This is a genomic window from Actinorectispora metalli (assembly GCF_056323685.1).
Genome location: NZ_JBREYE010000001.1, coordinates 1,766,342 through 1,787,843 on the forward strand (window position 1 = coordinate 1,766,342; position 21,502 = coordinate 1,787,843).

The 21,502-nt window shown below is 68.0% G+C and carries 20 protein-coding genes and 1 pseudogene; 12 read left to right on the forward strand and 9 right to left on the reverse strand.

Annotated features, from left to right (window positions below; all coding sequences use genetic code 11):
* The first annotated feature begins 270 nt into the window (after window positions 1-270).
* The 4 genes from ACU6XJ_RS08120 (at window position 271) to ACU6XJ_RS08135 (ending at window position 5,400) form a co-directional block, all read left to right on the forward strand.
* The gene (locus ACU6XJ_RS08120; RefSeq protein ID WP_476308186.1) at window positions 271-2,391 is read left to right on the forward strand and encodes a putative bifunctional diguanylate cyclase/phosphodiesterase; all 2,121 of its coding nucleotides are present in this window, start codon (window positions 271-273) and stop codon (window positions 2,389-2,391) included.
* 11 nt (window positions 2,392-2,402) lie between these two features.
* Window positions 2,403-3,845: a GMP reductase gene (guaB1, locus tag ACU6XJ_RS08125; protein ID WP_476308188.1), complete on the forward strand. Its 1,443-nt coding sequence runs from the start codon at window positions 2,403-2,405 to the stop codon at window positions 3,843-3,845.
* 203 nt (window positions 3,846-4,048) lie between these two features.
* On the forward strand, window positions 4,049-4,252 hold the full coding sequence (locus tag ACU6XJ_RS08130) for a cold-shock protein (RefSeq protein ID WP_476308190.1): 204 nt from the start codon (window positions 4,049-4,051) through the stop codon (window positions 4,250-4,252).
* Between the two features lie 122 nt (window positions 4,253-4,374).
* Window positions 4,375-5,400 (forward strand): fatty acid desaturase family protein, encoded by a 1,026-nt coding sequence (locus tag ACU6XJ_RS08135; protein WP_476308191.1) that lies wholly within the window; start codon window positions 4,375-4,377, stop codon window positions 5,398-5,400.
* A 55-nt stretch (window positions 5,401-5,455) separates the two neighbouring features.
* On the opposite strand, the gene ACU6XJ_RS08140 is transcribed toward ACU6XJ_RS08135, so the two are convergent.
* The 3 genes from ACU6XJ_RS08140 to ACU6XJ_RS08150 form a co-directional block, all read right to left on the reverse strand.
* The gene (locus tag ACU6XJ_RS08140) at window positions 5,456-6,832 is read right to left on the reverse strand and encodes a PhoH family protein (protein WP_476308193.1); all 1,377 of its coding nucleotides are present in this window, start codon (window positions 6,830-6,832) and stop codon (window positions 5,456-5,458) included.
* Between the two features lie 343 nt (window positions 6,833-7,175).
* The gene (locus ACU6XJ_RS08145; protein WP_476308194.1) at window positions 7,176-7,811 is read right to left on the reverse strand and encodes a nucleoside/nucleotide kinase family protein; all 636 of its coding nucleotides are present in this window, start codon (window positions 7,809-7,811) and stop codon (window positions 7,176-7,178) included.
* Window positions 7,811-9,061 (reverse strand): DUF885 domain-containing protein, encoded by a 1,251-nt coding sequence (locus ACU6XJ_RS08150; RefSeq protein ID WP_476308196.1) that lies wholly within the window; start codon window positions 9,059-9,061, stop codon window positions 7,811-7,813. Before ACU6XJ_RS08150 ends, ACU6XJ_RS08145 begins: the two co-directional genes overlap by 1 nt.
* A gap of 376 nt (window positions 9,062-9,437) precedes the next feature.
* Here ACU6XJ_RS08150 and ACU6XJ_RS08155 point away from each other — a divergent pair, with 376 nt between their 5' ends.
* The 3 genes from ACU6XJ_RS08155 to ACU6XJ_RS08165 all read left to right on the forward strand — a co-directional run bounded on the left by ACU6XJ_RS08155 (window position 9,438) and on the right by ACU6XJ_RS08165 (window position 10,921).
* Window positions 9,438-9,728, forward strand: coding sequence for a hypothetical protein (locus tag ACU6XJ_RS08155; protein ID WP_476308198.1), 291 nt, complete (start codon window positions 9,438-9,440; stop codon window positions 9,726-9,728).
* A 375-nt stretch (window positions 9,729-10,103) separates the two neighbouring features.
* A complete protein-coding gene (locus ACU6XJ_RS08160; RefSeq protein ID WP_476308199.1) occupies window positions 10,104-10,340 on the forward strand; it encodes a hypothetical protein in 237 nt (78 codons plus the stop codon).
* A 338-nt stretch (window positions 10,341-10,678) separates the two neighbouring features.
* Window positions 10,679-10,921, forward strand: coding sequence for a hypothetical protein (locus ACU6XJ_RS08165; protein ID WP_476308200.1), 243 nt, complete (start codon window positions 10,679-10,681; stop codon window positions 10,919-10,921).
* 522 nt (window positions 10,922-11,443) lie between these two features.
* Here ACU6XJ_RS08165 and ACU6XJ_RS08170 read toward each other — a convergent pair.
* A complete protein-coding gene (locus ACU6XJ_RS08170) occupies window positions 11,444-12,238 on the reverse strand; it encodes an isoprenyl transferase (protein WP_476308202.1) in 795 nt (264 codons plus the stop codon).
* A 453-nt stretch (window positions 12,239-12,691) separates the two neighbouring features.
* On the opposite strand from ACU6XJ_RS08170, the gene trhA reads away from it, so the two are divergent.
* Window positions 12,692-13,372: a PAQR family membrane homeostasis protein TrhA gene (gene trhA, locus ACU6XJ_RS08175; protein ID WP_476308203.1), complete on the forward strand. Its 681-nt coding sequence runs from the start codon at window positions 12,692-12,694 to the stop codon at window positions 13,370-13,372.
* Window positions 13,373-13,448: 76 nt separating this feature from the next.
* Here the strand turns inward: trhA and ACU6XJ_RS08180 are convergent, their stop codons facing one another.
* Window positions 13,449-14,045, reverse strand: a complete 597-nt coding sequence (locus tag ACU6XJ_RS08180; RefSeq protein ID WP_476308205.1) for a hypothetical protein — start codon at window positions 14,043-14,045, stop codon at window positions 13,449-13,451.
* A 105-nt stretch (window positions 14,046-14,150) separates the two neighbouring features.
* Window positions 14,151-16,166, reverse strand: coding sequence for a thioredoxin domain-containing protein (locus ACU6XJ_RS08185; protein WP_476308206.1), 2,016 nt, complete (start codon window positions 16,164-16,166; stop codon window positions 14,151-14,153).
* A 103-nt stretch (window positions 16,167-16,269) separates the two neighbouring features.
* Here ACU6XJ_RS08185 and ACU6XJ_RS08190 point away from each other — a divergent pair.
* Window positions 16,270-16,971, forward strand: a pseudogene (locus ACU6XJ_RS08190) (metallophosphoesterase); the annotation flags it as partial.
* 84 nt (window positions 16,972-17,055) lie between these two features.
* Here ACU6XJ_RS08190 and ACU6XJ_RS08195 read toward each other — a convergent pair.
* A complete protein-coding gene (locus ACU6XJ_RS08195) occupies window positions 17,056-17,331 on the reverse strand; it encodes a hypothetical protein (protein ID WP_476308208.1) in 276 nt (91 codons plus the stop codon).
* Window positions 17,328-18,209, reverse strand: coding sequence for a mycothiol conjugate amidase Mca (mca, locus tag ACU6XJ_RS08200; RefSeq protein WP_476313856.1), 882 nt, complete (start codon window positions 18,207-18,209; stop codon window positions 17,328-17,330). The genes ACU6XJ_RS08195 and mca overlap by 4 nt, the downstream gene beginning before the upstream one ends.
* A gap of 148 nt (window positions 18,210-18,357) precedes the next feature.
* On the opposite strand from mca, the gene ACU6XJ_RS08205 reads away from it, so the two are divergent.
* Together ACU6XJ_RS08205 and greA are read left to right on the forward strand one after the other, a co-directional pair.
* Window positions 18,358-18,792 carry a DUF4307 domain-containing protein gene (locus ACU6XJ_RS08205; RefSeq protein ID WP_476308210.1) on the forward strand — a complete coding sequence of 145 codons (435 nt, stop codon included), beginning with the start codon at window positions 18,358-18,360 and terminating at the stop codon, window positions 18,790-18,792.
* A gap of 170 nt (window positions 18,793-18,962) precedes the next feature.
* The gene (gene greA / locus ACU6XJ_RS08210) at window positions 18,963-19,457 is read left to right on the forward strand and encodes a transcription elongation factor GreA (RefSeq protein WP_476308212.1); all 495 of its coding nucleotides are present in this window, start codon (window positions 18,963-18,965) and stop codon (window positions 19,455-19,457) included.
* A gap of 141 nt (window positions 19,458-19,598) precedes the next feature.
* On the opposite strand, the gene ACU6XJ_RS08215 is transcribed toward greA, so the two are convergent.
* Window positions 19,599-20,102: an Lrp/AsnC family transcriptional regulator gene (locus ACU6XJ_RS08215; protein ID WP_476308214.1), complete on the reverse strand. Its 504-nt coding sequence runs from the start codon at window positions 20,100-20,102 to the stop codon at window positions 19,599-19,601.
* Window positions 20,103-20,292: 190 nt separating this feature from the next.
* Here ACU6XJ_RS08215 and hppD point away from each other — a divergent pair, with 190 nt between their 5' ends.
* Complete coding sequence (hppD, locus tag ACU6XJ_RS08220) at window positions 20,293-21,453, forward strand: 4-hydroxyphenylpyruvate dioxygenase (protein ID WP_476313858.1); 1,161 nt, start codon at window positions 20,293-20,295, stop codon at window positions 21,451-21,453.
* Window positions 21,454-21,502 lie beyond the last annotated feature (49 nt).

A 21,502-nucleotide genomic window follows, 5' to 3' on the forward strand; every position in this document is an offset into this window, starting at 1 on the left:
AGCCGACAAGCCGTTGCGTTACAACATGGTCCCACCCCTCCGCCATCACCCGAACGCGTAGTGAATCCGGTCGAACGACGCGATCGAGACATGGTTGAATACGGAAATAGTTCGCTTAGTAGCCGATAACCCATATGGATCATTACGACCCGTAAGTGGCTCGGTACACTGCGCTTTTGCTCCCCAAACGGCCTAGCGCACCGCCGAACGGTCGTGCGGGGCACCGTTCGCGAAACGTAAGGATGACGACGTGCCGCGCTGTGAGGCGACGTGACCATCCCGCTCAAGTCCCCCGGGCCCGCCGGAGACGACGGAGGCCGCGGGCGGCTCAAGCTCGCCAAGAAGTGGGCGTACCTGCTCAGCAGGACCGCCTACCTCCCCATGCAGCACAACGTGATCGAGCAGCGGCTGCACGTCCTGGTCGACCGCATCGTCACCATCCTGGTGAGTGATCCGTTCACCCCGAGGCAGGCCGCCGCCGTCGGCGCCGAGCTCATCGAGATGCGCTGCACCGGGCCGGACAGCCTTCAGTGCACTGTGGACGTTCTCGGCAAGGCACTGCTCGCGCAGAGCGACCTCCAGCACATCGACCGGCTGCCCGAGCGGGTGGTGCTGACCATCGGCTCGCTCGCGGCAGGCTACGCCGAAGCCCTCCGCCAGTTCGTGTTCGAGCAGCAGCGCAACCTCAACGCCGCCCTCGCCAAGGCCACCCGCGAGGTGCACCGCAGCCTCAAGGCCAGTGAGGCGCGATTCGAGGAGCTGGTGGCGGCCTCCAACGACGGCGTGGCGATCGTGCGCATGGACGGCGGCTTCGAGCGGACCAACGCCAAGCTCCAGGACTTCCTCGGCTACACCGAGGCCGAGCTGAGCAAGCGCACGATCTTCGAGATCGTGCCGGAGACCGACCGGGAGCAGCTGCGGGCGGCCTATCGCGCGCTGCTCGCGGGCACGCCGCACCGGCTGCCGCCGCAACAGCACCTGCTGCGCCAAGACGGCGAGCCGGTGCGTGTCTCGCTGAGCTTCAAGGTGCTGCGCAACGACGACGGACTGCCCGCCACCTTCCTCACCACGGTCGAGGACCTGCAGGATCTGACCATGTTGCAGGGCGAGCTGAACCGCCAGCTCCAGCTGGACATGCTCACCGGCCTGCCCAACCGGGCCAAGTTCGCCTCCCTGGTGGCCTCCGCGCTGCGCGAGGCCGACCCGGCCACCGGCATCACCGTCTTCCACCTCAGCCTGGACGTGTTCCCGATGGTCACCGGCGGACTCGGCGAGGAGGCGGGCAACCAGTTGCTCGCCGCGGTGGCCGAGCGCCTGCAACTGCTGTTGGCCACGCACCACGCCGTGGTCGCCCGGTTCGCGGGCGACGAGTTCGGCATCCTGATCGAGAACTCGTCGGACACCCCGATGGTCGCGACCATGGTCGACCGGATTCAGCAGGCCCTGTTCGAGCCGCCGGTCTACATCTCCGAGCACGATGTGGCCACCACGGCCAGCATCGGCGTGGTGAACAAGCCGCCGAGGAGCATGACCGCCGACGAGCTCATGCGCGGCGCCGACCTCGCGCTGCGCAGGGCGAAGCGCAACGGGCGCAGGCAGTGGGAGCTGTTCGACGCACTCGCCGACGGCAGGGACACCGAGGCCTTCCAGCTCGCCGCGGACCTGACCGGCGCCTGGCACTACGGGCAGGTCGAGGTGAGCTTCGAACCGGTGGTGAGCCTGCCCGAGGAGTCGGTGACCGGCTTCGAACCGGTGCTGTGCTGGCACCACCCGCAGCTCGGCCCGCTGGACCACGAGCGTGTGGTCCAGCTCTCCGAGCAGACCGGCCTGAGCCTGACGCTGGGCGAGTGGATGCTGCACAGCGCCTGCGAGCATGCCCGCCGCAACGACAACCGGCTGTCGATGTACCTCGGCCTGACCGTCAGCCAGGCGGCCGATCCCGACCTGTTCGGCAATGTGCAGCGCAACCTCAACGAGATGGGCGTGAGCCCGGCCCTGCTCCAGCTGGGCATCCCGGTCGCCGCGCTGCTCGCCCGCAACGACGAGGTGCAGCAGAACCTGGAGCTGCTCGGCGAGATCGGCGTCAAGCTCGAACTGGACGAGTTCACCGGCGCCGTCGACCAGATCGCGCTGCTCGAGGAACTGCCCTTCACCGGAGTGCGGATCGCCCGCCAGCTGGTGCGGCGGCAGACCGGTGACGGCGGCGACTCGTTCACCGAACGCGCCATGCGGGAGCTCATCACCACCGCGCACGCGGCCGGGAAGCAGGTCGTGGTGGACGGCGTGGAGACCAGCGCCCAGGCCGACTGGTGGCTGCTGGCGGGCGGCGACCGGGCGATCGGCCCTCGGTACCGCCCCGAGGACCCGGCCGGGGCCGAGGAGCCTGCGTAGGCTCTGCTGGTGTGGAGTTCCTGAACGGGCGCAGGCCCGAGTACGACCTGACCTACGACGATGTGTTCCTGACCCCGGGACGCTCCGACGTGGAGTCGCGTTTCGCCGTCGACCTCGCCTCCCCGGACGGCACGGGCGCCACGCTGCCGATCGTGGTGGCCAACATGACCGCCGTCGCGGGACGGCGGATGGCCGAGACGGTGGCCCGCCGCGGCGGGCTGGTGGTGCTGCCGCAGGACGTGCACCCCGACGCGGTGGCCGAGATCGTCGCCTGGGTCAAGAACCGGCACCTGGTCTGGGACACCCCACTCGTGCTGCGTCCCGGCGACGCGGTGGCCGACGCGCTCAACCTGCTGCCCAAGCGTGCCCACGACGCGGTCGTCGTGGTCGATGCGGACAACCGCCCGATCGGCATCGTCGACCACGCCGCCTGCACCGGCGTCGACCGCTTCACCCGGCTCGGCGAGATCTGCGAGCGCGAGGTCGCGGTGCTGCCGCTGGACACCCCGCCCGCCAAGGTCTTCGACGAACTGCACGGCCGCCGCGCCCGCATCGCCCTGGGTGTGGAGACCGACGGCCGCCTGGTCGGCGTGCTGACCGAACTGGGCGCTCTGCGCTCGGAGATCTACCAGCCCGCCACCGACGCCGCGGGCAGGCTCCAGGTGGCGGCCGCGATCGGCGTCAACGGTGATGTCGCGGCCAAGGCCGACGCACTGTTGGGGGCGGGCGTCGACGTGCTGGTGGTGGACACCGCGCACGGCCATCAGGAGAAGATGATCAGCGCCCTGCGCGCGGTGCGGTCGGTGCACACCGACGGCGCGCCCGTGGTGGCGGGCAACGTCGTTACGGCGGAGGGGGTGCGCGACCTGGTGGCCGCGGGCGCCGACATCGTCAAGGTCGGCGTAGGCCCAGGTGCCATGTGCACGACGCGCATGCAGACCGGCGTCGGGCGCCCGCAGTTCTCCGCGGTCCTGGAGTGCGCGGCGGCGGCGCGGGAACTCGGCAAGCACATCTGGGCCGACGGCGGCGTCCGGCACCCGCGCGATGTGGCGCTGGCGCTGGCGGCCGGTGCGGGCTCGGTGATGATCGGCTCCTGGTTCGCGGGCACCTACGAGTCACCGGGTGATCTTCGTCACGACGAGGCGGGTCGCCCCTACAAGGAGTCTTTCGGCATGGCGTCCAAGCGTGCGGTGTCGGCCCGCACCCGAGGCGACGACGCGTTCGCCCAAGCCCGCAAGGCCCTGTTCGAGGAGGGCATCTCCACCTCGCGGATGCTGTTGGACCCGCTGCGACCTGGAGTGGAAGACCTGATCGACGGGATCTGCGCGGGGGTCCGATCCGCCTGCACCTACGCGGGAGCACGCACGATGGAGGAGTTCCACCGGCGCGCGGTGGTGGGCATCCAGTCCGCGGCGGGCTTCGCCGAGGGCCGTCCGCTGCCCGCCGGGTGGTGACCATGGTGGGAATTTCCTCGGTGCTGTAGCGTTGTGCTCATTGGTCGTACGTTTTGCCGTGTTGTGTTATCCACGCTCTGCAGAACCTCGGTGCAGGCGTGTTGCTTGTCTTCGCGATAGCTGGAGAAGCCGCCGTCTAGAACCCGGCCATCCGTTCCCCGACAGACGGGGGGCGGGGCAACCAGCTACAAAAGGAGACACCCATGGCAGAGGGAACCGTCAAGTGGTTCAACGGCGAAAAGGGCTTCGGCTTCATCACCCCGGATGGCGGCGACGCTGACGTCTTCGTGCACTACTCGGAGATCTCCGGCGCGGGCTTCCGCAGCCTGGACGAGGGTCAGCGCGTGTCGTTCACCGTCGGCCAGGGCGCCAAGGGCCCGCAGGCCACCGGCGTGCAGGCCATCTGAGCCACGCTAATCGTTTTCACGGTGGGCACCGCGTCCTCTGGACGCGGTGCCCACGTGTTTTCCGGCCGCTTCACCAGGGCTGGCAGTTTGTTTTCCCCAGCCCCTGAAAGGCGGTCGCCATCATGACCGTGATGGAACCAGCCCATCTGACCCAGGGCAGTGATTTCGCCGAGCTCTCCCGCACCATCAAGCAACTCGGCCTGCTCCAGCGGCGTCGTCGCAACTACATTCTCAAATTCACCGTCAACGGCCTGCTGCTCGCCGCGGGCTGCACGGTGTTCGCCCTGGTCGGCTCCTCCTGGTGGCAGATGTTCACCGCGGTGTTCCTCGCCGTCGTGTTCACCCAACTGGCGTTCATCGGCCATGACGCGGGCCACAAGCAGATCTTCCGCGGCAGGCGCGCCAACGACTTCGTCGGCTTCCTGCACAGCGGCATCGTCGGCCTGAGCTACGGCTGGTGGAACGGGCAGCACAACCGGCACCACGCCAACCCCAACCACGAAGACGAGGATCCCGATATCGAGATCCCCGTGCTGGCCTTCAGCGCCAAACAGGCCGCCGAGAAACGCGGCTTCACGCGCTGGATGGCGAAGTACCAGGCGTTCCTGTTCTTCCCGCTGCTGACGCTGGAAGGCCTGAGCCTGCGCGTGTCCAGCGCCAGGACGCTGCTGCGCCGCGAGGTCAAGGCGCTGCGCCTGGAGACGGTGCTGTTCGTGCTGCACATCGCGGTCTACCTCACCGCGGTCTTCCTGGTGCTCTCCCCGTTGCAGGCGGTGGTGTTCATCCTGGTGCACCACGCGGTATGGGGTGTCTACATGGGCTGCGCATTCGCGCCCAACCACAAGGGCATGCCGATGCCGACCGCGCGGGACAAGCTGGACTTCCTGCGCAAGCAGGTGCTGACCTCGCGCAATGTGCGCGGCGGCCCGGTGACCGACTTCGTGCTCGGCGGTCTGAACTACCAGATCGAGCACCATCTGTTCCCCAGCATGCCCAGGGTGAACCTGCGCCGGGCGCAGCCGCTGGTGGAGCAGTTCTGCCGGACGAGGGGCATTCCCTACCTGGAGACCAGCGCCGTGGGCTCCTACGCCCAGGTGCTCTCCCATCTGCACAAGATCGGCGCGCCGCTGCGCGCCCGAACCGCATAGCGAAGGTGGGCGCCCCCACGGACGGGGCGCCCACCTTGGCGCGGAGACTACCGGGTCAGCCCGCGTAATCCCCTTCCAGCATCTCGGTGACGAGCGCCGCGATCGGCGAGCGCTCCGAGCGGGTCAGCGTGACGTGGGCGAACAGCGGATGACCCTTGAGCTTCTCGATCACCGCGGCCACCCCGTCGTGCCTGCCCACCCGCAGGTTGTCCCGCTGGGCCACATCGTGGGTGAGCACCACCCGCGAGTTGGTGCCCAACCGGGACAACACGGTCAGCAGCACGTTGCGTTCCAGCGACTGGGCCTCGTCGACGATCACGAACGCGTCGTGCAGCGAGCGTCCGCGGATGTGAGTGAGCGGGAGCACCTCGAGCATGCCCCGGTCGATCACCTCGTCGATGATGTCCTGGCTGACCAGGGCGCCGAGGGTGTCGAACACCGCCTGCGCCCAGGGCATCATCTTCTCGTTCTCGGTACCCGGCAGGTAGCCGAGCTCCTGGCCGCCGACCGCGTAGACGGGGCGGAACACCACCACCTTGCGGTGCTGGCGGCGCTCCATCACGGCGTCCAACCCGGCGCACAGGGCCAGCGCCGACTTTCCGGTGCCCGCCCTCCCGCCGAGTGAGACGATGCCGATGTCCGGATCGGTCAGCAGGTCCAGCGCGACCCGCTGCTCCGCGGAGCGACCGTGCAGTCCGAAGACGTCCCGATCACCGCGAACCAGCTTGACCTGCTTCTCCGGGGTCACCCTGCCCAGTGCGCTCGCGGTCCCGGCAAGCAGCCGCAGACCGGTGTTGCAGGGCAGTTCTCGTGCCTCGTCCAGATCGATCGTGCCCTCTTTGAAGAGCTGATCGACCAGATCCGGCGTCAGTTCGACGTCCACCATGCCGGTCCAGCCGGATGGCGTGACGTCCTGTGCTCGGTACTCGTCCGCGGCAAGGCCGACCGCACCGGCCTTGACCCGCAGCGGCATGTCCTTGGTGACGAGCGTGACGTCCCTGCCCTCAGCCGCCAGGTTCAGCGAGCAGGCCAGGATCCGCGCGTCGTTGGAGTCGGTGCGAAATCCAGGTGGCAATACCTCCGGGTCGGAGTGGTTGAGCTCGACATGCAGCGTGCCGCCGTGCTCCCCGATCGGTACCGGCGCGTCCAGCCTGCCGTGCCGCACCCGCAGCTCGTCCAGCAGTCGAAGCGCCTCACGTGCGAACCAACCTAGTTCCGGGTGGTGTCGTTTCCCCTCCAGTTCACTCACAACCACGAGCGGCAGTACCACCTCGTGCTCGGAAAAGCGGGTAGCAGCCCATGGATCGGACAAGAGCACCGAAGTGTCCAGCACATACGTACGGACTGCCGGTTTGGAGGCCCGGCGCTTGGTGCTACGGGGGGAGCTGGTGGGACGGCCGGTGGCGCGTCCCTGGGAACGACTCGCACTCACAGCAACTCCCTGCGACCGCGACACCGCAGCCGCTTGTCGGTGGGCCAGGCACCGCCCCGGTTGATGTCGGTTTCCGCCTCGCCTAGCAGGCGAGGAGGAACCCTCCATCGTGAGGGCCGGGTGCCGGCCCCCTCGTGCAGACGTACGACACGACCAGGGCCTCCCGGAGCGAGTCGCCTCCGACACGACCCGCCACTTCGGACGCTACCCGCGGTGAAGGCCGGCGGGCAGGCAGCCACACAGGTGATTCGCCAACTTGTCACCAGTACGCTACGTGCGGCGATCATCCCCACGCTGGGTATTGACAACCTGCCGTCTGGATCACTAGGGCCACCCGACCGGGCTACTCCCCGGCCTCCTCGGGAAGGTCCTCGGCGGAGATCACCAGGTCGGCGCGTCCCCGACCGGGCAAGATCAGCTCCGCGTTGCGTTGATCGGGCCCGTTCGCCCAGGCCACGGCCTGTTCGAGGGTCTTGCCGTGCACCCGGTGCCGACGCACCAGCCGGTCCAGTCGGACGGCCTCGTCAAGATCGACGAACCACACCTCGTCCAGCAGCCCGTGCACCCCTGACCACGGCGGACTGTTCAACAGAAGGTAATTACCCTCGGTGATCACGAGCGGCACTGTGGCGGGTACGGCGACCGCCCCGGCGATCGAATCCTCCAGGTCACGATCGAATATCGGCGCGTAGACCACGGGTTCGTCGGCCCGCCGCAGCCGGGTCAGCAGCGCCAGGTAACCGTGGCCGTCGAAGGTGTCGGGGGCGCCTTTGCGATCCCGGCGGCCCAACCGGACAAGCTCGGCGTCGGCGAGGTGGAAGGCGTCCATACCGACCAGCACCGCCCGCTCCGGTCCCAGCCTGGCCGCCAGCGCGGCGGCCAGGGTGGACTTGCCCGCTCCGGGCGCGCCGGTGATCCCCAGCAGCCGCCGCCCGCCCGCATCCGCCAGCGCCGCGGCCCTGCGCACCAGCCCGCGCATCAGCGCTCGTTGGACAGCGCCCCGGCGGCGATCGGCGAACAGGCCTCGGCCAGTTCGGCCCGGACACCCGAGGGCACCAGCGGCTCGTCCAGCAGCCTGGTGTACCGGCCGATCAGCGACTCGACCGGCGGGCGGGCGTCCAGCCAGCCCTTGAGCAGCCGGTAGCCCTCGACGTAAGTGCTGGTGTAGGCCCGCCACAGCGGATCGGACAGGAACCGCAGCAGCTGCCGGGCCCGCTGGTCGGAGACCAGCAGCCAGCGCTGGAGGTAGGCGACCACCTCGTCGGGGTCGGCGCCGCGGTCGTGCAGCAGCAGGGCGGCGTCCTGCCGCACGGAGAGCAGCTTGGTGGTGGCGCGCTCCAGCCGTTCGGCCAGCTCACCGTCCATCCGCAGGCCGAGGTCGGCCAGGATCTCCTCGGTCCAGGCGCCCCAGCCCGCGCCGACCGAAGCATGCAGCCCGAGGTCGGCGAGGCCCTCGGCCATCAGGCACTGCGGGGTGTTGACCAGGAAGATCGTCTGTTCGGCCTGGCCCTGTCGGCCGACCAGCCCGGCCTCCTTGCGGCAGTGCTCGGTGTGGTGGCCGGGATAGGACTCGTGTGCCACCAGGTGCGGCAGATGCGCCATCCGGTGGCCGAGGTCGGCGTTGATCGCCACCCTGGAGCGGTAGTCGCCGAGGTAGTAGTTGAAGCCGCTCCACGGCTTGTCGGTGACCACCTCGTACTCGACGGTCTCCTGCTCGGGCAGCCCGTACTCGGCGCGCACCCTGTCCCGTAGCGCGCTGGACAGTGCGTGCACGCACGCCTCCAGCCGCTCCGGCGGCACCTCGTCGCGGGTCCGCACGGCCGCCAGCCGGTCCGCCAGCGGACCGTCGCCCGGCAGCAGCCCGCCCAGCTCGGCGTGTGCCTGGCGGTACTCATCCTGGTCCCCCGGTGCGATACGGACCTGGAAGTAGGCCTCGACTTCCGCGACGAAACCGATGTCCTCCCCCGCCAGCTTGCGGCCCGAGCACTCCAGCGCGATCAGGTGGGCGTCGAGGAAGTCATGGCGCTGCGCGCTCAGCTGCGCGCTCGGCAGCTCCGCCCGCAGCGTCCTGGCCCGCTCGGCCAGCTTCGCGGGATCGGGCCGCGGCTCGTTGTCCACCTGCCTGCGCAGCGCGGGGTCACCGGTATAGGCATCGACAAAGCCCTCGACCAGCCGATCGAAGCGCAGTCCCAGCAGGAGGTACTCCCGTACCAGGCGATTCGCGTCCATAACGTGGGAAGGGTACGGGGTGCCCTCGGACGGCCCCGACGCCGTCGGCCAAGTGGTGATCGAGGGACCGACCTGAAGAGGTTCCCTGGCGTCAGCCGACTATTCCTTCTCGATCAGGTGGCGCCACGACGACAAAGTGATCTCGCAGTAGTTGTTATTCCACAGAAATATCGTTCAGGGGACCCGATTTTGAACACAAATGGGTAGGTAGGTAGTCGGCATCACACAATGGTGTTTCTGCGATATCGGAATGACAACGGCGGCGGTAGCTTCGATCGCGTAGCACCACCCGACCACGAACCGGCCACTTTCTCACATCGCACAGTGCCCACAGGCACCGGGGTGGCCCGGAGGAACTACAACAGGAGCGTGAGAAGTGCTTAAGAAGGCAATCGTGACTGCGGCTATCGGACTGCTCGCATTGGCGCCCATGGCGGCTGCCCACGATGGATGGGGCCACCACCACGGCTGGCCTCACGGCCACGGCCACGGTCACCCCCACTGCCACACCGGTGACGGCATCGGCATCCTCAACAACAACGATGCGAACATTGCCAACATCCAGCTGACAGGCAACGACGTCGCGGTTATCGGTGGTGTCCTCAACCTCGACAGCCCTGAGGCCAACAACGCCGTGAACTCTCCGCTCGTCGACCACGGCTGCTAAGCTGCGTATCTCCAAGCAAGTTCTCGTGCCGGGCGGCAGGTTTCCCAACCTGTCGCCCGGTCCGTTTTTGTGATGCGCTCCTTTTGGTCGATGACAATCATTCGATGTGTGGATTGACCTACTGAAAGCGCGGCGCTTCGCACAGTCTCTGGACGCGCTGTGACCACCCTCTGGCAGGTTGATCACTATCAGGTGATCAACTCCGGCACCCGTTCCAGTGGCTAGGTAGCCTTCTTAACTCAATGCGGCGCCGTGATTTTTGGCGGATCGAAGCTGAGCGCTACTTTTCCCGCCATACCCCCGAGCCACCACCGTGACCTTTGCGGTTTCCACGGTGACATACGGGAATCCCGCGCACCCGAGGAGCGAACACACGTGAAGAAGACAGGCTTCATCGCCGCTGCGGCGGCCGGTCTGATGATCGCGGCCCCGCTGGCCATGGCGGACAGCAGCCACAACGACGGCATCAACATCCTCAACGACAACAACGCCAACATCTTGAACATCCAGGCCTGCGGCAACGACATCGCGGTCATCGCACTGATCCTGAACCTCGACAGCCCCGAGGCGAGTGACTGCGTGAACTCCCCGCTGCTGGACCACACCAAGTAGGAGCGGGATCCCGCACCGGGTTTTCCTCCGCGAGGGGCGGCAGGCCGACAGCCTGCCGTCCCTCGTTTTTTGTGTCCGGTCGCAAGCAGGATCACCATCGGGGAATTTCGTGACTATCCGTAAAACAGCTTGCCGATTCGTTCATCAACTTGGATGACCCGCTTGCTTCACTTTCGAGAAAAGCGTTATCGCCTTGGCTATTGCGGACCCCCGGTGACAACCCCGAAATCAGGTCTGGTTAAGTTGTTCGAAGCACCGCCCCCGATACCCGGAAATGAACTTGTTGGGGTCGTGTGCCACGGGAACCCGTGAAAACCCCAAGGGAGTGTGAACACAAAGTGTTGAAGAAGGCAGCCGGCGTTCTCGCCGCTTCCGCGGCCGGCCTGATGATGGCCTCGCCGCTGGCCATGGCCGACACGCACGACAACAACGGCGTCAACGCCATTGACGACAACAACGTGAACGCCGTCAACATCCAGGCGTGCGGCAATGACATCGCTGTCATCGCCGTCATCGCGGATGTCCTGTCGCCCGAGGCCAACAACTGCGTCAACTCGCCTCTGCTGGACCACGCGGGCTGAGTCCGCGTCGCCGTTAGCGGCAACAGCGGGGCGACGGTTTCGGCCGTCGCCCCGCTTTTTGCTGTGCGCCCACCCTTTCGAGTGATCAAATCTGAGAGTTAACTCTTCCGCGCCAATACCGGCTTCTTGACTCGGTGGCAATCATTCAGCTTTCACGGGCTGCACCGACTCGACTCAACCGCCCACCGTCGGTGGGGCGAGTGCGGAATCGTGCGGCGAACCCGTGCGGAGTGTGGAGTTCTGCTCAAGAAGACACCAGGGCTTTCCGCCGCTTCGGCGGACGGTCTGGTGGCCACCTCATCGCCCGCCCTACAACGGCGGTCTGAAGGCGGTGGTGGACAACAATGTGCATGCTGCGCACATTCAGTCGTGCGTCCAGGTCCTCGGCGCCGCCGTGAACATCGCCAACCCGCAGGCACCGGAGTGCGAGAACGCACCGTCCTGGATCATTCGGGCGGCTGAGCGGGTGGCTCAGCCGGAGCGGCAGTGCCCTCCTACTGCTTCGTTGCCGATCCGGGGAAATCAGGAGCCGAAGCGGCGGTGCCGGATCGCGTAGTCCCGCAGCGCTCGCAGGAAGTCCACCTTGCGGAACTCCGGCCAGTAGGCCTCGGTGAACCAGAACTCCGAATGCGCGGACTGCCAGAGCATGAAGCCCGACAGCCGCTGCTCCCCCGAGGTCCTGATCAGCAGGTCGGGATCGGGCTGTCCCGAGGTGTAGAGGTGCTCGGCGATGTGGTCGACATCGAGGACCTCGGCAAGCTCCTCGATGGTCGTTCCCGACTCGGCATGGCTCTGCAGCAGCTTGCGGACCGCGTTGGCGATTTCCTGCCTGCCGCCGTATCCGACAGCGATGTTGACCTGCACCCCCGTCTTTCCGTTGGTGCGCAGCGCCGCGGCCGACAGCCGGGCCGCGGTCTCGGTGGGCAGCAGGTCCAGAGCGCCCACGATGCGCAGCTGCCACGGCGTGCCGGGCTCGGTCAGCTCATCGGCGACATCGGCGATGATGCCCAGCAGCGGGTTGAGCTCCTCGGGCGGCCGGTTGAGGTTGTCCGTTGACAGCAGCCACAGGGTGACCACCTCGACGCCTGCCTCCTGGCACCAGCCCAGCAGGTCCGCGATCTTGCGCCCGCCGATCCGGTGGCCGTCGTTGACATCGGTGAACCCGGCTTCCCGCGCCCAGCGGCGGTTGCCGTCCAGAATCACGCCGATGTGCCGCGGCCGCCGCTGCCCGTCACGCTGGCTTTCCAGCTGCTGGCGCAGCCGCCAGTGGTAGGCGCCGTAGACAAGGCGGGAAAGACGACGACGGAGGCGGCTCACGGCGGCACAGCGTACGCCCACCGGGAAGGTACGGAAAACGTGCCTTACCGCCCGCGGCCGCCCGACGGCTGTCGGCGGGGCGAACGCGAGGGAGCCTGCTCGACAGCCGGTACGGGCCGGGAACACGGCGAGCCATGGCACTCGATACGGATCACGTAGCCGTAATCACATCGACGCGGGTGGCGCAGCCGCGGTCGGCCCGGGAATGGCCCGAGGATGCCGATGCGCAGTTCGACCCTCATCCACCGAGTGACACCGAATCGCCCAGCGGCACTTGGCTTTTCGGTGGCAGGCGGCGGGCTCGGCGGAGTGTTCCCGGCCGGTGTGCGTCCTACGGCGTTCGTCTGCTCGCTGTCGACAGCGGCGCCATCGGCGTCCCAACAGGCGGACGATCTTAGGCCGGAAGGTTGATGGCTGCGGCCTGCCGGGCGAATGTCGACTTAATCTGGTGATGTGCCCGCCGAGACCCTGAACTCGCAAGTCCCGGATGTCCCGGTCAAGCCCAAGCTGCGCGGCTGGATCCACTTCTGGTCCTTCCTCGCCTCGGTCGCCACCGGTGCCACCCTCATCTCGCTGGCCGCCGCCACGGTGTCCGCCAAGGCCGCGCTGGCGACCTCGGTGTACGGCGCGACCGTGCTCGGCCTGTTCGGGGTCAGCGCGCTCTACCACCGCCGCAACTGGGTCTCCCGGTCCGCCCGCATCTGGATGAAGCGCCTCGACCACTCGATGATCTTCGTGTTCATCGCGGGCACCTACACGCCCTTCGCCCTGCTGGCGATGAGTCCCACCACCGGCAAGGCGGTACTCGCCGTGGTGTGGGGCGGCGCCCTGGCCGGAGTGCTGCTCAAGCTGGTCTGGCCCTCCGCGCCCCGCTGGCTGGGCGTGCCGATCTACATCGCCCTCGGTTGGGTGGCCGTGTTCGTCCTGCCCGAACTGCTCGCCAACGCGGGCGTCGCGGCCCTGGTACTGATCATCGCGGGCGGCCTGCTCTACACCGCGGGCGCCGTCTTCTACGCCACCAGCTGGCCGGACCCCTGGCCCAAGATCTTCGGCTACCACGAGTTCTTCCACGCCGCCACGGTCCTGGCCGCCATCTGCCACTACATCGCGATCTGGTTCACCCTCTACCCCTGACCTCCCCGGGCTTAGTGTCCCAAGTCTTTTTCATGACGCCGTTACCCCAGACTTAGGACACCAAGTCGGAGTTCGGCTACGTCAGGTCGGGGCCTTTGGCGCGGAGTTCGTCGACCTTGGTCATGGCCTCGCGGAGTTCGGCGAGCCAGGACTCGGCGTGGGTGCCGACCAGCTTGACCGCCCAGGCCAGTGCCTCGGAGCGGGAGCGGGCGACGCCGGAGGAGACCAGGGTGTCCAGCACCAGCCGCTCGGGCTGGCGGAGCCTGGTCATCACCGGGACCGACATGGCGGTGAACAGCTCCTCGGTGCCGCCGAGGCGGGCGCCCCAGGCCACTTTGCGCGCGTAGCGATGTTCGGCCTGGCGGGCGATTTCGATGCGCTCCTTGCGGGTCTGCTCCCGGAAGCGGGCGATCCGGCCCGATTCCGCGGCGGCCCGCTCGGCCTCGTCGGCGAACTCCTCCTCCAAGGCGGGCAGCTCCCCGATGACGATGATCTCCTCGCGGTCGACCGTCACCTCGGGCCTGCCGGTGAACCAGCCCTCCGGCAGCCTGCCGATCAACCAGGCCGCGGCGTCCTCGGCTCCCGGCTGGTGCTCGACCTGGAGCCAGCCGCCCCTGGCCGGACCGCCGCCGCCCTCGCGGCCGCGGTGTAGATGGGCGAAACGACCATGCATTGCAACCTCCCCGCGTTACAGAAGCAATGGTGCTTACACCATTACACCGCTTACAACGGGCGTCCGGCAGAAGCTGTTCCTTTTCTGTTTCCGCCAGTGGCGAACTCAGCTCAGCTGGTCAAGCAGCTCGCGATCACTGGTCACGGGCCGCTCGCAGACGTAGCCGCGGCAGACATAGGCCGCGGGCGCGCCTTCGATCAGCGTCCGGCCCGTCAGCAGCGGTACGCCCTCGGTGTCCGCGGTGCCGCCGACCACGACCCCGCCGCCGGGCACCAGCCGGCGCGCGACTTTCAGCATGCCGATGGTGTCCGCATGCTCGGGCGGCCCCACCACGGCGACCTGTACCGGCCCGTGCGCCAGCGCCTCCCCCGCCGCCAGCCACCAGCCCGCGAACCGCGGCACCCGGCGGGCCAGCAGCGCGGCACGGCTGATCGCCAGTCGCGCCTGCTCCCGGTACTCCTCCGACCGCTCCGGGCCGGCTAGGGCGCTCGCGGTGAGCAACGCGCTCGCCAACGCGGAGCCGCCGGACGGGCTGGCGTTGTCGGTGACGTCCGCGGGCCGGTTCACCAGCGTTTCGGCGTCGTCGGCCGTGTCGTGGAAGACGCCGGGCTGATCCGGGTCGGCGAAGCGTGCCAAGGCGGTGTCGAGCAGCTCACAGGCTGCGGTCAGCCAGCGCGGTTCGCCGGTGACCTGGTGCAGCACCAGGAACGCCTCGGCGACGCAGCCGTAGTCCTCCAGCACGCCCGCGGCATCGCCGACCACCCCGCCGAGTGAGCTGCGCAGCAGCCTGCCGCCCACGAAATGCCGTGCCAGCAGGAACTCGGCGGCCTCGACGGCGGCGGCCACCCACTCCGGGCGGCCGTGAGCGGTGCCCGCCTCGGCCAGCGCGGCGATCACCATCCCGTTCCAGGAGGCGATGACCTTGTCGTCCCTGGCGGGCTGCGGCCGCTTGGCCCGTGCTGCGAGCAACGCCGACCGCACCCGCTCGAACCGCTCGGCGTCACCGTGGTCGGCAAGGAGCTGGAGTACCGAGGTGCCGTGTTCGAAGGTGCCCTCGGCGGTCACCGAGAACACCTCGGCGGCCCAACGGCCGTCGTCCTCGCCGAGCACCTCGACCAGCTGAGCGGGCGTCCACACGTAGGTCAAGCCCTCCACGCCCTCGGTGTCGGCGTCCAGCGATGCGGCGAACGCCCCCTGTTCGGTACGCAGCTCACGCAGCAGGAACCCCGCGGTCTCGGCGGTGACCTTGGCCGCCATCGCGCTGTCCGCACCGCGGCGGGCCAGGTGCGAGTAGACGCGCAGCAGCTGGGCGTTGTCGTAGAGCATCTTCTCGAAGTGCGGCACGACCCACTGCCCGTCCACGCTGTACCGGGCGAAGCCGCCCGCGAGCTGGTCGTAGATGCCGCCGCGGGCCATGCCGTCGCAGGTGCGCCCGGTGATCTCCAGCGATCGGGCGTCGCCGGTGCGGTGGTGGTGGCGCAGCAGGAACTCCAGCAGCATCGACGGCGGGAACTTCGGCGCACCGCGGAAGCCGCCGCTGTCGGAGTCGAAGTCCTCGGACAACGCGCCGACCGCCTCGGTCAGCGCCTCGGGCGGCAGCTCGCCCTGGGGGAACGGCCGCGCCTGCTCCGCAAGCTGGGCGACGATGGACCTGGCCTGTTCGGCGACCTCGGTGCCGCGCTCCCGCCAGGCCTGCGCGACGCCCGCCAGCAGCTGCGGGAACGAGGGCATGCCGTGCCGCGGCGTCGGCGGGTAGTAGGTGCCGCAGTAGAACGGCTCGCCGTCGGGGGTGAGGAAGCAGGTCATCGGCCAGCCGCCCTGGCCGGTCATGGCCTGGGTGGCCTGCATGTAGACGGCGTCGATGTCCGGGCGTTCCTCGCGGTCCACCTTGATGTTGACGAAGTTGTCGTTCATCACGTTCGCGGTGGCGTCGTCCTCGAAGGACTCGTGCGCCATCACGTGGCACCAGTGGCAGGCCGCGTAGCCGACCGACAGCAGTACCGGCACGTTCCGGCGCCGCGCCTCGTCGAAGGCCTCGGGACACCACGGCCACCAGTCGACCGGATTGTCCGCATGCTGACGCAGATAGGGGCTGGTGGACTGGGCAAGCCGGTTGGACATAAATCAAGTCTCCCGCACAGACTGGTGGGGTGCGTGGTCTTGTACCGACCGACGCGGAGGCGGCCCGGTGATCGCCTCGGCGCTGGATACCCTCGACGATCCCGGCCCATTCGATGTCATCGGCGATGTGCACGGCTGCCGCCGTGAACTCGTCACCATCCTCGGTCTGCTGGGCTACCGGCTCACCGGTGACGGCGTCCACCACCCCGACGGCAGGCGGGTGATCTTCCTCGGCGATCTGGTCGACCGCGGTCCGGACACCCCCGGCGTGCTGCGGCTGGCGATGGGGATGGTCACCGCGGGCACCGCGCTGGCGGTGGCGGGCAACCACGACGACAAGCTGGCCAGGGCGCTGCTCGGCAACAAGGTCCGCATCACCAACGGACTCGAACTGTCACTGCGCCAGCTTGACGCCCAACCGCCCGAGTTCCGGCACGAGGTGCGGGACTTCCTCCGCGCCCTGCCCGACCACCTGCTGCTGGACGGCGGACGGCTCGTGGTGGCCCACGCCGGGCTGCCCGAGGAACTGCACGGCCACGACTCCCCGCGCACCAGGGCCTTCGCGCTGCACGGGCAGCCGACCGGCGAGTACGACGAGAACGGCTACCCCGTGCGCTACCCGTGGGCGCAGGACTACCGCGGTGACGCGGTGGTCCTGTACGGCCACACCGTGGTCCCCGAGTCGGTCTGGGTGAACAACACCCTCTGCCTGGACACCGGCTGCGTCTTCGGCGGCAGCCTCAGCGCCCTGCGCTACCCCGAACGCGAACTCGTCTCGATCCCCGCCGAGCGCACCTGGTACGAGCGCACTCCGCGCCCGGACCTGGTGCCCTAAGTCTGCGATTACCGCGTTATAGAACGGACTTGGGACACCAAGTCGGAGTGTGGACTAGCGGGCGCCCGCGTTGTTGGGCTTGGGGTTGTCCTGCTCGGTGGGCGGCTGCGGGTCCGACTGGGGTTCGGCGGGCTTGTCGAAGCTCTGGGGAACTCGCTTGAGGTGCTTGTTCATCGAGCGCACCAGGAACGCCACCGCGATGAAGAACAGGATGAGCACCAACAGGCCGATCGGCGATGCCTTGCCGAAGTCCTCACCCCGGCCACCGGGGTCGTCCGGCTGGGGTGGCTGGGCCACCACCAGCGCGGTCGTCATCGCATACGGGCTCATGCCCCCACTCTCTCACGCACCCCCGCGAACAGGTCATCCTCGGGCAGGGTCGTGTCCACCGAGGACTTCACCAGCTCGTACTCCTCGGTCGGCCACACATCGCGCTGGACCTCCAGCGGAACGGCGAACCAGCGGCTGGTCGGGTCGATCTGGGTGGCGTGCGCCTTCAACGCCTCGTCCCGAACCTCGAAGTAGTCGGCGCACTCGATCCTGGAGGTGACCCGATCCATCACATCGGCCTTGTCCGGGTCCCAGCTCTTCAGCCACTCGCCGTAGGGCGACTCGATGCCCCTGGCGGTCAGCTCCTCGTGGAAGATGGTGAGCTTGGCGCGGGAGAAGCCGTGCGAGTAGTACAGCTTCAGCGGCTCCCACGCCGGACCCGCCTCCGGATAGCGCGCGGGGTCGCCCGCGGCCTCATAGGCGGCAATCGAGACCTCGTGGCAGCGGATGTGGTCGGGGTGCGGGTAGCCGCCGTTCTCGTCGTAGGTGACCACCACATGCGGCCGGAACTCGCGGATCGCCTCGACCAGCTTGGGCACCGAGACCTCAAGCGGGACAAGGGCGAAGCAGTCCTCCGGCAGCGGGGGCAGCGGCTCGCCCTCGGGGAAGCCGGAGTCGATGAACCCCAGCCAGCGGTGCTGCACGCCCAGGATCTTGGCCGCGTCGGCCATCTCCTGGCGGCGGATTTCGGAGAGGTTCTCGACCACTCCCGGTTTGTCCATCGCGGGATTGAGGATGCTGCCCCGCTCACCCCCGGTGCACGTGACCACCATGACGTCATGGCCCTCGGCCACATAGCGAGCAGTGGTGGCGGCACCCTTGCTTGCCTCGTCGTCGGGGTGTGCGTGCACTGTCATCAGGCGAAGCTTCTCGGCCATATCCGAGTGCATTCCCTCCTCCCCTGGCCGCGGCCCTCGTCGCGGGCTGCCCACACGGCGCGGGGATACTCGTCAGGTAGTCAACCGCTGACTCCCACGTTCCATTCCATTGTCCAGGCAGCACCGACACGTTCCGCGAAGAGGTGACATGAGCACGCAGCTTCCCGCCGGGCGGTACGGCTCGCGGGCCGGGCGGGCCCGGCCGCGGTGGGTCCACCCCGTGCTCGTCACGGTCGTGGTCGCGATCGGCCTGGCGGCGGCCGTGCTGGCCTACCGCAACCTTGGGCCCGCGCCGATCGAGGCCAAGCAGACCGCCTTCGATGTGCTCGGCAACGATTCGGTCAAGGTCACATTCCAGGTCGTCCGGGATGAGCCCGATCGGGCGGCTGTGTGCATCGTTCGATCACGGTCCAGGGACGGCGACGAGACCGGCCGAAAGGAAGTCCTCATTCCACCGGGAGGGAGTTCCGTTGAGCTTTCCACGCTTATGCGGACTTCCAAACGGCCTGTTACCGGTGAGGTCTTCGGCTGCTCATACCAGGTACCGGAATACTTGTCACGTCAGCAGCGGCCAAGCGGGTGAACTAACACCGGCAGAGGTATTTAACATCGTTAATCCGGCCCATTGATGTTGCCGGACGTGTACCCTCGCTTCCAGCACGGTCCCCACGTGGGCCGTGTTTTTCAGTTCCTAGCCCGCCGGCTCAGGAAAGACCGGCTCGAAACCGCGAGCACGGAGGAGACGAGGAGTTGGTGACCGTGAGCGACGCCCAGGTGACCTGGCTGACGCAGGAGGCCTTCGACAGGCTCAAGCATGAGCTTGACGAGCTTATCGGCAAGCGCCCGGTCATCGCCGCGGAACTGCAGGCCCGCCGCGAGGAGGGCGACCTCAAGGAGAATGGCGGATATCACGCCGCCCGAGAGGAGCAGGGCCAGAACGAGGCCCGTATCCGCCAGTTGCAGGAACTGCTGCGGACGGCCAAGGTCGGCGAGGCTCCGAAGGCCAACGGTGTGGCGGCGCCGGGCATGGTCCTCACGGTGAAGTACCACGGAGAAAACGAGACCGAGCAGTTCCTCCTGGCCACCAGGGAAGAGGGCACGCACGGTGGGCTCGAGGTGTACTCGCCCAGTTCTCCGCTGGGGCAGGCGCTACTGGGCGCCAAGGAAGGCGAGAGCCGTGAATACGAGCTGCCCAACGGCAACACCATGTCGGTGAAGCTGGTCAAGGCGGTTCCATACTCGGCGTGAACGACCACAAACGCGCCGTGCCCGGCATTGACGGGCACGGCGCGTTTTTATTTTCAGTTTCCCCGCGCTCTATCCCATTGCTTTCGGCGCTTGCCGCCAATTACCGAAACAACTGCAGGCGAACCCGCGTGGGAATGGGGATCATCCGCGGCGCGGGTCGGAGTCGACCAGGCGTTCGAGCAGCGGCCGGACCCGCGGCGGCACCGGGGTTGACAGCGCGATGGCGGTGGAGGTCCGCTCGACACCCTGCACCCGGACCACCTCGTCGATGACCCGCTGGAGGTCAGCGTTGGACCTGGCCACCATGCGCACCAGCAGGTCGCCCTGGCCGGTGGTGGCGTGCACCTCGCAGACCTCGTCGATCGCCGCCAGCCTGCCCGCCACCTCGCCGCGCCTGCCCTGCGCGATCTCCAGGATCGCGAAAGCCGTCAGCCCGTAGCCCAGTGCGCTGAGATCCAACGCGGGCGGGAACCCCTGTAATGCTCCCCGGCGCACCAGCCGGTCCAATCGGGCCTGCACGGTCCCGCGGGCCACGCCGAGGCGGCGGGAGCACTCGAGGACGCCGAGGCGGGGTTCATCGGTGAGCAGCAGGAGCAGTCGGGCGTCCAGTTCGTCGATCGGCTCTTCGGAGCGGTCGTCAGCCACGTCACATCCTCCTGGTCAGAGTGTCCACCCTGTCGCGCTGAAACGAGGATGCGCTGTACAGATTGCCCAGTCAATTTCGGTACTGTTGCGCACGCTGACCTGCGCTGCTCATCCTGGGCTTACCGAACGCACTGCCGCACGCAGGAGGAGACCGGTGACCAAGGCGATTGACCGCAGTCAACTCGACGATGTGAGCTTCGATCAGCTCAAGCAACTGGTTGGCCTCGTGGACTACGACGAGACCAAGGACCCGTTCCCGGTCAAGGCGATGGATGCCGTGGTGTTCGTGGTCGGCAACGCCACCCAGACCGCGCTCTTCTACCAGACCGCATTCGGCATGGAGCTTGTCGCCTACTCCGGCCCGGAGAACGGCAACCGCGACCACAAGTCGTATGTGCTGAAGTCGGGCTCGGCCCGGTTCGTGGTCAAGGGCGGGGTGCGGCCGGACAGCGAGTTGCTCGACCACCACCGCAAGCACGGCGACGGCGTGGTGGACCTCGCGCTGGAGGTCGCCGATGTGGACAAGTGCATCGAGCACGCCCGCAAGACCGGCGCCACCGTGCTGGACGAGCCGCACGATGTCTCCGATGAGCACGGCACGGTGCGGATGGCGGCCATCGCCGCCTACGGCCAGACCCGGCACACCCTCGTCGACCGCTCCCGGTACCAGGGCGTCTACCTGCCCGGCTACCAGCCGCGGACCGGCAGCTACACCAAGCCCGCGGGCGCGCCCAAGCGCATCTTCCAGGCCGTCGACCACTGCGTCGGCAACGTGGAACTGGGCAAGATGGACGAGTGGGTCGGCTTCTACAACCGCGTCATGGGCTTCGTGAACATGGCGGAGTTCGTCGGTGACGACATCGCCACCGACTACTCGGCGCTGATGAGCAAGGTCGTCGCCAACGGCAACCACCGGGTCAAGTTCCCGCTCAACGAGCCCGCGGTCGCGCAGCGCAAGTCCCAGATCGACGAGTACCTGGAGTTCTACGACGGCCCAGGCGTGCAGCACATCGCGCTGGCCACCGGCGACATCCTGGCCACCGTCGACTTCCTGCGCGCGGCGGGCGTGGAGTTCCTGGACACCCCCGACTCCTACTACGACGACCCCGAGTTGCGGGCCCGCATCGGTCAGGTCAGGGCGCCCATCGAGGAGCTGAAGAAGCGCCGCATCCTGGTCGACCGCGACGAGGACGGCTACCTGTTGCAGATCTTCACCAAGCCCGTCGGCGACCGCCCCACGGTGTTCTACGAGTTCATCGAGCGCCACGGCTCGCTGGGCTTCGGCAAGGGCAACTTCAAGGCCCTGTTCGAGGCCATCGAGCGCGAGCAGGAAGCCCGCGGCAACCTCTGAGACCCCCTGGCGGGACCAGGCCGGGTGAGCGCCCAACGGTGTGCGCTCA

Bases quoted from the DNA above. Each gene is read 5' to 3' on its own strand.
- ACU6XJ_RS08205 (WP_476308210.1), top strand. From the start codon at position 18,358: ATGAGCACGCAGCTTCCCGCCGGGCGGTACGGCTCGCGGGCCGGGCGG.
- ACU6XJ_RS08150 (WP_476308196.1), bottom strand. From the start codon at position 9,061: ATGGACGCGAATCGCCTGGTACGGGAGTACCTCCTGCTGGGACTGCGC.
- ACU6XJ_RS08145 (WP_476308194.1), bottom strand. From the start codon at position 7,811: ATGCGCGGGCTGGTGCGCAGGGCCGCGGCGCTGGCGGATGCGGGCGGG.
- ACU6XJ_RS08195 (WP_476308208.1), bottom strand. From the start codon at position 17,331: ATGAGCCCGTATGCGATGACGACCGCGCTGGTGGTGGCCCAGCCACCC.
- mca (WP_476313856.1), bottom strand. From the start codon at position 18,209: ATGGCCGAGAAGCTTCGCCTGATGACAGTGCACGCACACCCCGACGAC.
- ACU6XJ_RS08135 (WP_476308191.1), top strand. From the start codon at position 4,375: ATGACCGTGATGGAACCAGCCCATCTGACCCAGGGCAGTGATTTCGCC.
- ACU6XJ_RS08180 (WP_476308205.1), bottom strand. From the start codon at position 14,045: ATGCATGGTCGTTTCGCCCATCTACACCGCGGCCGCGAGGGCGGCGGC.
- ACU6XJ_RS08130 (WP_476308190.1), top strand. From the start codon at position 4,049: ATGGCAGAGGGAACCGTCAAGTGGTTCAACGGCGAAAAGGGCTTCGGC.
- ACU6XJ_RS08185 (WP_476308206.1), bottom strand. From the start codon at position 16,166: ATGTCCAACCGGCTTGCCCAGTCCACCAGCCCCTATCTGCGTCAGCAT.